Annotated in this window: 18 protein-coding genes; all 18 read left to right on the plus strand. The window is 37.3% G+C overall.

Annotated elements, in window-relative coordinates; genetic code table 11:
• The first annotated feature begins 1 nt into the window (after position 1).
• Positions 2 to 1015: a flagellar motor switch protein FliG gene (fliG, locus tag BMW36_RS00480; protein ID WP_089737883.1), complete on the plus strand. Its 1014-nt coding sequence runs from the start codon at positions 2 to 4 to the stop codon at positions 1013 to 1015.
• Entirely contained in the window at positions 1008 to 1766 is a 759-nt protein-coding gene (gene fliH / locus BMW36_RS00485) for a flagellar assembly protein FliH (RefSeq protein ID WP_175480311.1), read from the plus strand. Before fliG ends, fliH begins: the two co-directional genes overlap by 8 nt.
• Positions 1744 to 3060 carry a flagellar protein export ATPase FliI gene (fliI, locus tag BMW36_RS00490; RefSeq protein ID WP_089737887.1) on the plus strand — a complete coding sequence of 439 codons (1317 nt, stop codon included), beginning with the start codon at positions 1744 to 1746 and terminating at the stop codon, positions 3058 to 3060. The genes fliH and fliI overlap by 23 nt, the downstream gene beginning before the upstream one ends.
• Positions 3060 to 3500, plus strand: a complete 441-nt coding sequence (gene fliJ, locus BMW36_RS00495) for a flagellar export protein FliJ (RefSeq protein ID WP_089737889.1) — start codon at positions 3060 to 3062, stop codon at positions 3498 to 3500. Before fliI ends, fliJ begins: the two co-directional genes overlap by 1 nt.
• 8 nt (positions 3501 to 3508) lie before the next feature.
• Positions 3509 to 4090, plus strand: a complete 582-nt coding sequence (locus tag BMW36_RS00500) for a MotE family protein (RefSeq protein ID WP_089737891.1) — start codon at positions 3509 to 3511, stop codon at positions 4088 to 4090.
• Positions 4091 to 4127: 37 nt separating this feature from the next.
• Positions 4128 to 5708 (plus strand): flagellar hook-length control protein FliK, encoded by a 1581-nt coding sequence (locus BMW36_RS00505; protein WP_089737893.1) that lies wholly within the window; start codon positions 4128 to 4130, stop codon positions 5706 to 5708.
• A 10-nt stretch (positions 5709 to 5718) separates the two neighbouring features.
• Positions 5719 to 6282: a flagellar hook assembly protein FlgD gene (gene flgD / locus BMW36_RS00510; protein ID WP_089737896.1), complete on the plus strand. Its 564-nt coding sequence runs from the start codon at positions 5719 to 5721 to the stop codon at positions 6280 to 6282.
• A gap of 12 nt (positions 6283 to 6294) precedes the next feature.
• Positions 6295 to 6657: a TIGR02530 family flagellar biosynthesis protein gene (locus tag BMW36_RS00515; protein WP_089737898.1), complete on the plus strand. Its 363-nt coding sequence runs from the start codon at positions 6295 to 6297 to the stop codon at positions 6655 to 6657.
• Positions 6658 to 6742: 85 nt separating this feature from the next.
• A complete protein-coding gene (locus BMW36_RS00520) occupies positions 6743 to 7780 on the plus strand; it encodes a flagellar hook-basal body complex protein (protein WP_089737899.1) in 1038 nt (345 codons plus the stop codon).
• A 156-nt stretch (positions 7781 to 7936) separates the two neighbouring features.
• Complete coding sequence (locus BMW36_RS00525) at positions 7937 to 8158, plus strand: flagellar FlbD family protein (RefSeq protein ID WP_089737901.1); 222 nt, start codon at positions 7937 to 7939, stop codon at positions 8156 to 8158.
• On the plus strand, positions 8148 to 8564 hold the full coding sequence (locus BMW36_RS00530; RefSeq protein WP_089737904.1) for a flagellar basal body-associated FliL family protein: 417 nt from the start codon (positions 8148 to 8150) through the stop codon (positions 8562 to 8564). The genes BMW36_RS00525 and BMW36_RS00530 overlap by 11 nt, the downstream gene beginning before the upstream one ends.
• A 27-nt stretch (positions 8565 to 8591) precedes the next feature.
• Positions 8592 to 9593 (plus strand): flagellar motor switch protein FliM, encoded by a 1002-nt coding sequence (gene fliM, locus BMW36_RS00535; RefSeq protein ID WP_089737906.1) that lies wholly within the window; start codon positions 8592 to 8594, stop codon positions 9591 to 9593.
• On the plus strand, positions 9583 to 10764 hold the full coding sequence (gene fliY / locus BMW36_RS00540; protein ID WP_089737910.1) for a flagellar motor switch phosphatase FliY: 1182 nt from the start codon (positions 9583 to 9585) through the stop codon (positions 10762 to 10764). Before fliM ends, fliY begins: the two co-directional genes overlap by 11 nt.
• A 20-nt stretch (positions 10765 to 10784) precedes the next feature.
• Positions 10785 to 11147 carry a response regulator gene (locus BMW36_RS00545; protein WP_089737911.1) on the plus strand — a complete coding sequence of 121 codons (363 nt, stop codon included), beginning with the start codon at positions 10785 to 10787 and terminating at the stop codon, positions 11145 to 11147.
• Between the two features lie 5 nt (positions 11148 to 11152).
• Positions 11153 to 11812, plus strand: coding sequence for a flagellar biosynthetic protein FliO (locus BMW36_RS00550; RefSeq protein WP_089737914.1), 660 nt, complete (start codon positions 11153 to 11155; stop codon positions 11810 to 11812).
• Positions 11802 to 12479, plus strand: a complete 678-nt coding sequence (gene fliP, locus BMW36_RS00555) for a flagellar type III secretion system pore protein FliP (RefSeq protein ID WP_089737916.1) — start codon at positions 11802 to 11804, stop codon at positions 12477 to 12479. Before BMW36_RS00550 ends, fliP begins: the two co-directional genes overlap by 11 nt.
• 25 nt (positions 12480 to 12504) lie before the next feature.
• The gene (gene fliQ, locus BMW36_RS00560; RefSeq protein WP_089737918.1) at positions 12505 to 12774 is read left to right on the plus strand and encodes a flagellar biosynthesis protein FliQ; all 270 of its coding nucleotides are present in this window, start codon (positions 12505 to 12507) and stop codon (positions 12772 to 12774) included.
• Between the two features lie 3 nt (positions 12775 to 12777).
• The gene (fliR, locus tag BMW36_RS00565; protein ID WP_089737920.1) at positions 12778 to 13548 is read left to right on the plus strand and encodes a flagellar biosynthetic protein FliR; all 771 of its coding nucleotides are present in this window, start codon (positions 12778 to 12780) and stop codon (positions 13546 to 13548) included.

Raw genomic sequence — 13548 nt, forward strand, 5'->3', positions numbered from 1 at the left:
TATGGCGAAACAGAGACAATCATTAACAGGAAGGCAGAAAGCAGCTATTTTATTAATCTCTTTAGGGCCGGATGTGTCTGCCCAAGTTTATAAGCATTTAACCCCAGAAGAAATTGAGAAACTAACATTGGAGATTTCGTCTGTTAAAAAAGTTGACTCTGGACAGAAAGATGCTATTCTTGAAGAATTTCAGGAAATAGCGATGGCACAGGACTATATAGCACAAGGTGGTATAGGATATGCAAAAACAATCCTAGAAAAAGCACTTGGTTCTGAAAAAGCTAGTGATATTCTTGGCAGATTAACTTCATCCCTGCAAGTTAAACCATTTGACTTTGCAAGGAAGGCAGAGCCATCACAGATCATTAATTTTATTCAAAATGAGCATCCGCAAACAATTGCATTAGTGCTCTCGTATCTTGATTCTGAGCAGGCAGCACAGATTTTATCAGAATTACCTCAGGAGTTACAGGCAGATATTGCAAAGCGTATAGCAGTAATGGATTCGACCTCTCCTGAGATTATAGCAGAGGTCGAACAGATCCTTGAGCGAAAACTATCGACAACTGTTACACAGGATTATACACAAACTGGTGGTATCCAAGCCGTTGTGGAAGTGTTAAATGGGGTTGACAGAAGTACAGAAAGAACGATTCTCGATGCATTAGAAATTGATGATCCTGAACTTGCAGAAGAGATCAGGAAAAGAATGTTTGTATTTGAAGATATCGTTACACTTGACAACCGTGCGATTCAGCGTGTTATTCGCGAAGTCGAAAATGACGATCTCCGTCTATCGCTTAAAGTTGCCAGTGATGAAGTGAAAGAGATTATTTTCAATAATATGTCAACAAGAATGGCAGAGACCTTCAAAGAAGAGATGGAGTTTATGGGGCCAGTTAGATTGCGCGATGTAGAAGAAGCCCAATCCAGAATTGTTTCTGTTGTGAGAAGGCTTGAGGAGATTGGTGAAATTGTCATCGCCAGAGGTGGAGGAGATGATATCATTGTCTAATCAGGACAAGCCATCTTTGCCTCAAAAGAGAATACAGATAAAACCGATTATACGCAAGACTGTGAATGAAATAAACCGGTATGCAAGTGAGCAAGAGGAATTTGATATTGAGCAAAAAAGAAAAGAACTCGCTCAAATAGAAGAGGAAACAAACAGGAAATTAGAACAAACCAACGAGGAAATCAATGCATTAAGAGAACAGTGGGAACAAGAGAGAGCGCAATATGTTGAGCAGGCACAACAGGAAGGCTACCAGCAAGGTTTTAGACAAGGTGAGCAGGATAGCCTCGCACAGTATCAGTCACTAATTGATCAGGCGAATGCAACGGTAGATCTGGCGAATCAGGACTACCTTCGGAAATTATCACAGATGGATGAACAAATACTGCAAATTGCCATGGCCGTTGCAGAAAAAGTTATTGATATTACTTTAGAAGATAACAAAGAAAGTTTCTACCAACTAGTAAAAAAGGCGCTTGAACAAGTGAAAGAACAGCCTAGTATTAAAATATATATTCATCCTGATCATTATCAACTTTTATCAGATAATAAAGAAGAGCTGCAAACAATCACGTATAATCAGGCGGAACTGTCGATTTACAATGACAGTTCATTATCTAATGGACAAGCCATAATTGAAACACCATTTGGCAAAATAGATGCTTCTGTGGAAACACAATTAGAAGAAATTAGAAATAAACTATTTCATCTTGTGGAGGAGATTAGCCGTGGAACTGCAAATGATTCTTGAGCATATTGAGAAAACAGACTCCTACAAGAGATTCGGAAAAGTTGAACGTGTAGTTGGTTTATTAATTGAAGCCAGAGGTCCGGAATCCAGAATCGGCGAAGTATGCTATATACACACCAAGTTAGAGGATCAGAGAATTATGGCAGAAGTGATTGGATTTAATGAAGAAAAAGTATTGTTAATGCCATATTCTGCAGTAAGTAATATTGCGGCAGGTTGTTTAGTAGAAGCAACTAAAAAATCTCTCTCAATTAATGTAGGTCGTTCTCTGATTGGTAAAGTGATAGATTCGACTGGGAACTTGCTGGACGGAACAAAACTGCCGAAGGGTTTAAAAGAATATCCAACAGAGCAACCACCACCGAATCCATTAGATAGACCTAGAATTGATGATGTCATTCCGGTTGGTGTAAAAGCAATTGATACAATGCTGACAGTGGGAAGAGGTCAGAGGATAGGGATATTTGCCGGAAGTGGTGTAGGGAAAAGTACTCTAATGGGTATGATCGCCCGAAATAGTGATGCTGATTTAAATGTGATCGCACTGATTGGTGAGCGTGGCAGAGAAGTAAAAGAATTTATCGAGCGAGACTTAGGTCCAGAAGGATTAAAGAAGTCAATTGTAGTTGTGGCAACATCTGATCAATCAGCTTTAATGCGAATAAAAGGTGCCTATACAGCGACAGCTATTAGTGAGTATTTTCGTGATTTAGGATTTAAGGTAAATCTAATGATGGACTCTGTTACAAGGGTAGCAATGGCACAGAGGGAAATCGGCCTGGCAATTGGTGAGCCGCCTACAACAAAAGGCTATACGCCGTCCGTATTCGCTTTATTACCATCTTTACTTGAACGTACTGGTACAAGTAAGAATGGATCAATTACAGCATTTTATACCGTATTAGTTGATGGAGATGATTTGAATGAGCCGATTGCTGATACAACAAGAGGTATTCTTGATGGGCATTTTATTCTTGACCGGAGACTTGCGGAGAAAGGTCAGTTTCCTGCCATTAATGTCTTACAATCTGTGAGTCGTGTTATGCCTAATATAGTAGATACTGAAATAATGACTTTAATACAAAAAGCAAGATCCATACTGGCGATATACCAGGAAAATGAGGAATTAATTCAAATAGGAGCATATAAAAAAGGATCTAACCCGGCCATTGATCATGCGATTCAGTTACAGCCTAAAATACTTGGTTTTTTAAGACAGGAAATGGATGAAAAGATCGATCGGATTACAGCTTTAAAAAATTTACAAGCAATACTAAATGGGAGCTCGAGATAATGAAACAATGGACAGGCTTCGAGAAAATAAAATCAGTACGGGAAAATGAAAAGAATGAAATCCGAATGGAATTTGAAGATGCCCAAACAAAGTTTGAGCATGAAGCTAAAGAATTATATCAGTTACTGAAGAAAAAAGAAGCAATGGAAACGAAATATCAGGAATGTTTACAAAATGGTGATATAGAAACAGTGAGAGGTTATTACAACTATTTACACTATATTACACCAAATATTATCGATGTTCAAAAACGTGTGACAGTTGCAAGAGAGAACATGAATCAAGTACAGCAGAAATTATCCGACCAGTATATTGAAGTGAAAAAAATAGAGAAAATTATTGACCGCAAAAAACGAAAAGAATTGGCTTGGATAAATAAGCAGGAAATAATGCTAATGGACGAAATTTCAATTCGCAAGTTTAACCAAAAACAAGGATAGGTGAAGAAATGAAAACCAATCCCAAAACTACTAACGAAAAAAAACCTGGTATTTTACAATGGATAATAGTTATCATTGTGCCACTTATTTTTGCAGCAATTGTTGCACTTATTATTTTATCTATAATGGGCGTGGATGTTGCCAGCTATACGAAAGAAACGTTAAATAAAATACCTTTCCTTTCTGAGACGGTCACGACCGATGAAGAGGAGCTTTATGAGCAGCAAATGGATACAAAGGACGACACGATAGCAGCTAAGGAAGAAGAGGTTTCTGAATTGCAATCCCAACTGCAGGAAAAAGAACAGCAAATTGCAAATTTAGAAGAGGAACTTGCGTCTCTCTCAGAGCAGTTAACAGAACAGCCGAGTGAAGCAGAAACGACTAATGAAGCGGAAGAATCCGCACAGGAAATCACCGAATCGTTTGAAACGATGAAACCTAAAACAGCTGCACCTATTATCGAGAATCTTGATGATCAACTTGCCATTTCTATATTGACTCAACTGGATCCAGATATTGTTGGTGATATTTTGGCAGAGATGGATCCTGAAACAGCAGCGAACTATACTTCTATGCTGGCAAATTAATTAATAGAACAGCTGCAATTTGAAAGGGGGTGAAAAAATGTTTGTCGGAGCGAATTTTATGGCAAATATAACAACAGCACAGTCTTTGCCTAATACAAAGAATCAAACAGGAACAGGCAACAGCTTTCAGCAATTGCTTTCAGGGGTAACGGGAGATCAGTCAGATGGTAATATACGTACAATGATTAATAGTCAAGAAGAATCAAATTCAGCAACTGAACTTCTTAGCATATTGAGTGAGGCACCCGAAGAAGTACTGCATTTATTAAGGGAATTGCTAGCTGGGGAAGAGGTTTCTGAGGAATCTATGGAGCAAGTGCTGAGTAACAGTGATCTAAAAGATCAAAAGAGTACTAACTTCGGCCTGGTATCCTTAATTCAAAAAATAATAGCTGGAGAAGAGATTCCAGCAGAATCAATGTTACACGCGCTTAATGATGTTGAACCAGACAGTCAAAAACATACTTATATAGAGATGTTATCTTTAATAAAGGAATTACTAAATAAAGCTGATTCAAAGGAAGGAATCAAATTTATCGAGGAATTTATGGAAATAGTTGCCGAGGATAGTGTTCAACAATCCGGTGAAGATACTTCAACCGTCCCTGTTCAAGTAGATATATTACAAAAATTGCAAGATTTGCTTGGAAATAATAGTGAAAATGAATCTTCCGGGCTAAATATAGCCAGTTTTCTTACAACTTCATTAAACGTCCAGCAAGTCAGCATGGAAAATGTGGCCATTGACATAGAGAAAATTGCGAAACTGTGGCGTAATGTAGAAACACTAATTAACAAAATGGAAAATCAGTTGATTACAACAAAAGACTATAAGCAGCTAATGAATATGCTTCAGCAATGGTCGCAGTTAAGTCAGCAGGATAGTGCTGCCTTAAACAATTTTCTATCAGCTGTTGACCAATCAAAAGCGAAAAGCGTCTGGGGAAAAATGGTCGAGAATTACCAAAACAGAATGAAAACAGACAAGCTTTACGGTCAGACACAGCAAGTAACAAAAGACGATATTGCCAAATGGTTGAAATCAGCGTTAGAAAATTATGAGACAACAATGAAAGCAGATTCCAATCTAGTACGCGCAGATGTGGCGAGCTGGTCCGGTCAGCAGTCTACTTCTAAAGTTCAACAGTTTGTTATTCATGTTCAACAAACGAATACTGGAGAACAAGTGGCTCAAAAACAGTTACTAGAACAATTCCAGCAGGCCATACAAAAAAGCAGTTTTTTGAAGTCACCCAATGGTACAAACCAGCTAATATTACGACTCCAGCCAGGGAATTTGGGTGATGTGATGGTAAAGTTAACGCAGGTGAATGGTGAAATGGTTGTAAAGATGGTTGTTCAATCACAAGCAGCTAAAGAACTGCTTGAAGGAAATTTAAATCAGTTGCGACATATGTTCTCACCACAGCAGGTTGTAATTGAAAAACAGGAACCAATTGCCATGCAAAACAGCCAGGACAAACTGTGGCAGGATGATTCTGAGCAGACCAGTGAACAGGGTCAAAGCGGCAGTGACCAGTATAAAGAGCATGAATCTGAGAGTGAACAAGATAATAACAGCACATTCCATGACCTATTAATGGATATGAAAGTTTAGGTGATTAATAATGACTTCGATCGATCCGACTTATTATTTAAAAAATCAGTCGACAGTGAAAGAACACGGCTCTTCATTGGGTAAAGATGAGTTTCTTAAGATTTTAATGACACAGTTGCAGAATCAGGACCCGTCAAATCCAATGGACGATAAGGAATTCATTTCGCAGATGGCAACATTTTCTTCATTGGAACAAATGATGCAAATGAATACAGCTATTACTAATCTGGTAAATAATCAAATGGTTTCACCAGTTATACAGTACAGTCATTTAATTGGTCAGCAAGTGACATACTATAAAATTGATGAAGAAACAGGGCAAGTGACTGAACCAAAAGTTGAAGAAATCAGTAATGTTGTGGCAATTTCTCAAAAAGAAGGTTATGCGGTATTAGAGTTGGAAAATGGCACAAAAATTTATACTGACGAAATAATAAAAATTGAACAAAATGGTAATACACCTGAAACTGAACAACCTGCAACAGAGGAACCAGCAGAAGAGACCGGGGATTCTGATGAAGCGGTAAATGATCCTGAAATTGATGGGACAGGACCTGAGACACCTTCTGTATAAAGGAGGGAAATTATGAACACAAAAATACATGCACTGCATCATCCGGTTATTCCAGGTAATCAAACCGCAAAGCATGTAAAAACGAACAGCAACTTTTCAGAACTTTTACAGCAGGAAAGCAAGCTGAATATAAGTAAACATGCACAGCAACGGATGGATGCTCGAAATATCCTGATAAACGATGAGAAATGGTCTCAGATGGAAACAAAAATTAGTGAAGCGAAACAAAAAGGGATCAAAGAGTCTTTAGTTTTAATGGAGAACGCTGCTTTTATTGTCAATGTAAATAACAATACAGTAATTACAGCAATGGAGCGTGCCGAAACGAAAAGTAAAATTTTCACAAATATTAATGGAACGATACTAATCGACTAAAAGCTGGACCCACCAACGGGAGGCTTACAGCTACTGACTGACAGACGTAGCTGATTAATCATGAATCGAAGGGAAGATAAAAAATATGTTAAGATCAATGTATGCGGGTATATCAGGAATGAAAGGTTTTCAAACAAAATTAGATGTAGTAGGTAATAACATCGCCAATGTAAACACAGTAGGTTTCAAAAAAGGCAGAACAACATTCCAGGACATGATGAGTCAGCCAGTGACTGGAGCAAGTGCTCCGACTAATATTCGTGGAGGGATCAATCCATCTCAAGTAGGTACAGGTGTTCAACTCGGGACAATAGATAATATTCATACTCAAGGAAATCGACAAACAACTCAAAGACCACTAGATCTACAGTTAGAAGGAGATGGAATGTTCGTTTTCGGTACGGGTCTTGTCTATAATGAAAATGAACTCACCTATACAGATGGAGATGGTAATGAGTTTGATGCAGACGCAGCTAGTGGTCTAGACTTTGCTCAGACTAATATTTCATATTCACGTGCGGGTAATATGTATTTAGATGATGAAGGATATATCGTGAATGCAAATGGTCAATACTTAATAGGAAAGACAGATGTAATGGCTGGAGCTGCATCAACTACTAATACAGACCCAACTAATTTTCAATCAGATGGTATCGTCGACAATATTTATGGAAGAATACAAATCCCTGGAGATGCTGAAAGCTTTAGTATTCAAGGAAATGGTAAAGTGACTTATATTTTAAATGGTCAAACTATGGAAGCAGGTCAAATCATGCTTGCTAAGTTCTCAAATCCTGGCGGTTTAAACAAAACAGGTTCTAATATGTTTCAGGATTCTGTAAATGCTGGGCAATTGGCGAGAATATCTACTGATGTGGACGTAAACGCTGATGGTGAGATTATAATCGACCCTCAAGAGGAGAATGTTGATATGACCTTCCTTTTTGAACCTGAATCCAACGGTACTGCCTCCATCGTAGCCGGAGCTCTTGAAATGTCCAATGTCGACTTATCAGAAGAGTTCACTGAAATGATTACAGCACAGCGTGGGTTCCAGGCAAATACTAGAATTATTACGACTTCTGATGAAATCTTACAGGAACTCGTTAACTTAAAACGATAAAAGGAGGAAGAGGTTGAGACATCAATAAGATAGTTAATTCATTATTAGAATGATTATCCAGAAGGGAATATAGGCACCAGGCAATAAGGCGAGCTGGGATTCCGCAAGTAAATCATTCGAATAATAAAATGATTGTCTCAACTTCTTTAATCTACTATGATCAAATTAACGAAATTAAACCATGAAAAGGTAACTCTGAATGCTATGTATATCGAGAGAATCGAGTCGTTTCCTGATACGACGATTACATTAGTCAATCAGAAAAAGTTGTTTGTACAGGAATCGGAAGATGAAGTCAGCAGGTTAGCTACACAATTTTATCAATCTATTGGGTTGATACCACTTCAAGGAGAATTAGGTGATCAAAATGAATCCTAAATTGTTAAGAGTATTAGTTATTGCATTAGTCGTAATTGTTATCGGCGGTGGAGCTACATTATATTTTTTAATAAATTCCCAGGTGAAAGCAGATGAGGAATTGACAATTGATGAAATGGTCAAATATTCTTATACAACAGACGAGATGAAAACAGACTTGTCTGATGGCAGCTTTGTTCTTATCCAGTTTCAATTTATAACAGATGGTAAAAAAGCTGTTGAGGAAATTGAAAAGCGGGAATTTCAAGTGAAAAACGAATTTATTAAACAGTCTATTAATCTAACTGAAAATGATTTCCGTGAGAACTTACCACAATTGGAAGAAAATATTATGAATGCGATGAATCAGGAAATGACAGAAGGAAAAATTGTTGAAGTACTAATTATTAGTAAAGTAATTCAGTAAGCAATTCTCCGAAATGGAGGTGAAAATATGCCGGATGAAGTACTGTCCCAGAGTGAAATAGATGCACTCTTATCTGCATTGTCATCAGGTGAGATGGATGCCAATCAGTTAAAAGAGGAAGAAAAAGATAAAAAAGTTAAGGTATATGATTTTAAGCGGGCTCTAAGGTTTTCCAAGGATCAGATAAGGAGTATTTCCAGAATCCATGATAATTTTGCCAGATTATTATCAACGTATTTCTCAGCACAGCTACGAACATATGTTGATATTGATGTGGCATCTGTTGACCAGATACCGTACGAAGAATTCATCCGTTCCATTCCTACGATGACTATACTTAATGTATACAGTGTAGCACCGCTGGACGGGAGAATTATCTTTGAATTTAATCCGAATATAGCATATGCTATGCTTGACAGGATGCTGGGCGGTAAAGGAAATAGTGTGAACAAAATAGATACATTAACTGAAATTGAGACAAGCCTAATGTCGCAGTTGTTTGAAAAAGCATTGGATAATCTACAAGAAGCATGGGGAACAGTTGCAGAAATTGACCCGATTTTAGAAGATTTCGAAGTAAATCCCCAGTTTCTCCAGCTAGTATCACCAAACGAAACAGTTGTTGTTGTTTCATTGGATACTACAATTGGAGAGAGCAGCGGAATGATTAATATATGTATACCGCATGTTGTTTTAGAGCCGATCATTCCAAAGTTATCTGTTCATTACTGGATGCAAAATGAAAATACTAAGGAAAGAAAGCCGGAAGAGTATGAATCGATTTCGAAAAATATCGAAAAAGCACCAATGAATCTATCGGTAGTTTTAGGAAAAGGCTCTATAACTGTTGAGGAATTGCTCTTCCTAGGTAATGATGATACTATTCTTCTGGATCAGTCAATAGATGATCCATTGGTACTGGAAGTAGATCAGATTCCGAAATTCTATGTCCAGCCTGGTAAGAAGAAGAGCAAAATAGCAGTACAAGTTTTGGAAGAAATAAAGGGAGGGGATTACGATGATGAATGATGGAATGTTATCACAGGATGAAATAGATGCACTCTTAGGTGCCAGTGACAGTACAGCTGGTGATGATAGCACTTCTGAAAGTAGCTCTCTTTCCACTGATCAATATCTTTCTTCATTAGAAGAAGATGCACTAGGAGAGATCGGGAATATATCATTTGGAAGTTCAGCCACAACATTATCTACCTTATTGAATCAAAAAGTGGAAATAACCACACCAACTATTACGGTAATTGACAAAGGGTTATTAAAAGAAGAGTTTCCTGTACCGTATGTAGGTGTAGAGGTAAAATATACAGAAGGATTTACAGGTGCAAACTTGTTTATTCTAGAATCTAAAGATGCAGCGGTGATTGCAGATTTAATGCTGGGTGGTAACGGAGAGATAGAAAATACAGAGCTTTCTGAAATTCATCTAAGTGCAGTACAGGAAGCTATGAATCAAATGATGGGAACATCTGCTACCAGTATGTCGACAATCTTTAATAAGAAAGTGGACATTTCTCCACCATCTATCTCGATCATGGATGTTACAGAGGAAGAAGCTAGTAAGACATTGGAAGCAAATGAAGATGTTGTAATTAAAGTGTCTTTCCAATTGAAAATCGGTACATTGATAGATTCTAAAATAATGCAATTGTTACCACTGCCTTTTGCAAAAGAGTTAGTCAATAATTTACTCAATTCTTCTATTGAAGAAGAACCAGTTTCTGTTCAGGAACCTGTTGAGGATGCTGGTAATTTCAATAATAATTCTGCCGCTCAAGAGCAGGTACAGGAGCCGGTTCAGCATACGGCACAGCAGCCGCCAAGGGAACCCCGTCAGTTGGGACAGCAAACAGCAGCTAATTCTGAAGTCCATGCAGCGTCATTTACAGAATTTGACGATGTACCGCTTCAACAAGAAGAAAAGCGAAATTTAGATCTTCTTTTGGATATACCATTACAGGTTACCGTTGAATTAGGAAGAACAAAGAGAACAGTGAAAGACATATTGGAATTGTCTTCAGGATCGATTGTTGAATTGGATAAACTGGCAGGGGAGCCGGTAGATATACTAGTTAATCAAAAATTAATTGCTAAAGGTGAAGTAGTAGTAATTGATGAAAACTTTGGGGTTCGTGTAACAGATATTGTAAGTAAAGAAATGAGACTAAAACAATTAAACAGATAGTAAGAGAGGATTGAGTGATTATGTCGAAAAGAGTATTAATAGTTGATGATGCAGCATTTATGAGAATGATGATTAAAGATATTTTAACTAAGAACGGTTATGAAGTAGTTGGAGAAGCACAAGATGGGGCCGAAGCAGTGGAAAAATATAAAGAGTTGTCACCAGACTTAGTGACAATGGATATAACAATGCCAGAAAAAGATGGTATTGCAGCTTTAAAAGACATTAAGGCATTAAACGGTGACGCTAATGTAATTATGTGTTCAGCTATGGGTCAGCAAGCGATGGTAATTGATGCAATTCAAGCCGGAGCAAGAGATTTCATCGTTAAACCTTTTCAGGCTGATCGTGTAATTGAAGCAATTTCTAAAGTAATAGGATAAACATAATGAAACAGTTTAGAAACATACTAGTCATCACAATCGTATCATTGTTCTTCGTAAGCTTCTATGATGAACCCGTTTCGGCATCTCAAAGTGTACTGGAACATCTTGAAAATAGTGAACAAAACAATGAAGAAACTGGGAAAACAGTTGAAGATGACGAGCTAGAGACAAGTGTTGAAAACTCTGAAACTACGATCCAGTCAACAAGCTTTCTGGGGAGCCTGTTTAAACTGTTAATAGCTTTAGCAGTTGTAATCGGACTGATTTACTTGATTGCAAATTTCCTCAAAAAACGTAACAAGTATCTTGGCCGTAATCAGGTTTTAGAAAGCTATGGAGGGATCACTTTAGGGACAAACAAATCAGTCCAGATTGTTCGAATTGGGGAGCGCTATTTTGCAGTCGGTTTAGCTGATAATATTGAATTACTATTAGAGATAACCGATATGGAAACAATTGAGCAGATAAAACAATCTGATGATATTCAGACACAGCCATTAGATTTTATTAAAGAAAAAATGACAAAGAATGACAAGAGAGAGACAACACCGCCAAAAAGAGAATTTGGTCAGTTATTTCACAAGGAGCTAGAAGAAATGAAAGAGGGTCGGAAGAAAATGCTGCAAAAGATGAAGGAAAAGGAAAAAGATCATGGTCATTAATTTAATTGATGTTTTTTCGGGAACAGATCCGGCAAACCTTTCTACCTCAGTCAGGTTATTATTATTACTTACCATTCTTTCATTAGCTCCAAGTATTTTAATTTTAATGACTAGTTTTACTAGAATTATCATTGTTTTGTCATTTGTTCGAACATCTTTAGCAACACAGCAAATGCCGCCGAACCAGGTATTAGTTGGATTGGCACTGTTTATGACCTTTTTTATTATGGCTCCTACCTTCCAGGAAGTGAATGAGCAGGCATTACAGCCATTATTCAATGAAGAAGTGACTTTAGAAGAAGCTTATGATAATGCAAGCCTGCCTGTAAAAGAGTTTATGGCGAAACATACAAGACAAAAAGACTTAGCCCTGTTTATGAATTTTGCTTCAATTGAAGAGCCTGAAACAGTGGAGGATATTCCATTAACGACATTAGTTCCGGCATATGCTATCAGTGAATTAAAAACGGCCTTCCAAATGGGTTTTATGATCTTCGTGCCTTTTCTCGTAATCGATATGGCAGTAGCTAGTGTATTGATGTCAATGGGGATGATGATGTTGCCTCCTGTAATGATTTCCTTGCCATTCAAAATTTTATTATTTGTTTTAGTAGACGGCTGGTATTTAATCACACATTCCTTGTTGGAAGGTTTCTTACCATTATGATGATTGTAAGAGAGAGGTGTAAACATTGAGTGGGGAATTTGTCGTATCATTAGCAGAACAAGGAATTTACACCATTCTACTGGTTACTGGTCCCATTCTGCTCCTTGCACTGGTTGTCGGTCTTCTTGTCAGTATTTTTCAGGCAACTACCCAAATACAAGAACAGACTTTGGCCTTTATTCCAAAGATTGTTGCTGTATTATTGGGAATTGTAATATTCGGACCATGGATGCTTTCTTTAATGGTAGAATTTGCAGCAAATTTATTTCAAAATATTAATCAGTTTGTAGGATAAATTATGTTAGAAATTATTAATGTTAACTTGTTTCCGGCGTTTGTATTAATTTTAGTGAGAGTGTTAGCTTTCTTTGTTACAATACCTATTTTCTCTTATCGTACAATACCGAATCAATTAAAAATCGGTATTGGGTTTTTCCTATCATGGATTATGTTATACACCATTCCAATCCCTGATGTGGCTTTCGATGGTGCATACATCCTGCTTGTTATGAAAGAAGCAATTATTGGCTTAATGCTGGGCCTGATTGCATATATCATACTTTCTGCGATCCAGATAGCTGGCGGTTTTATTGATTTTCAGATGGGTTTTGCGATAGCGAATGTTGTCGATCCACAGACAGGGGCGCAGAGTCCGTTAATAGGACAGTACTTTTATGTTATAGCAATTATTTTTTTATTACTAGTTGATGGTCACCATCTATTAATTAATGGATTGTTTTATAGTTTTGAAATTATCCCAATTGATTCACTTGTTTCATTGAACAATCTTAGTTTTATATTACGTACATTTAGTCAGATGTTTGTTATTGCCTTTCAACTTTCGATACCAGTTGTCGGCTGTTTGTTTCTGGTAGATGTAGCCCTGGGGATAATGGCCAGAACTGTTCCGCAATTAAATGTGTTTGTTGTTGGTTTGCCATTAAAAATACTAGTTTCTTTTCTCGTATTATTTATGTTTGTTCCATTTTATATTGCTATTGTTCAAAAGTTATTCTCATATACTCTTGAAACAATGCAGTCACTTATTCATATATTAGGTGGTGCCTAA

The sequence above is a fragment of the Gracilibacillus ureilyticus genome, assembly GCF_900111195.1.
In the GTDB taxonomy this organism is placed as follows: Bacteria; Bacillota; Bacilli; order Bacillales; family Amphibacillaceae; genus Gracilibacillus; species Gracilibacillus ureilyticus.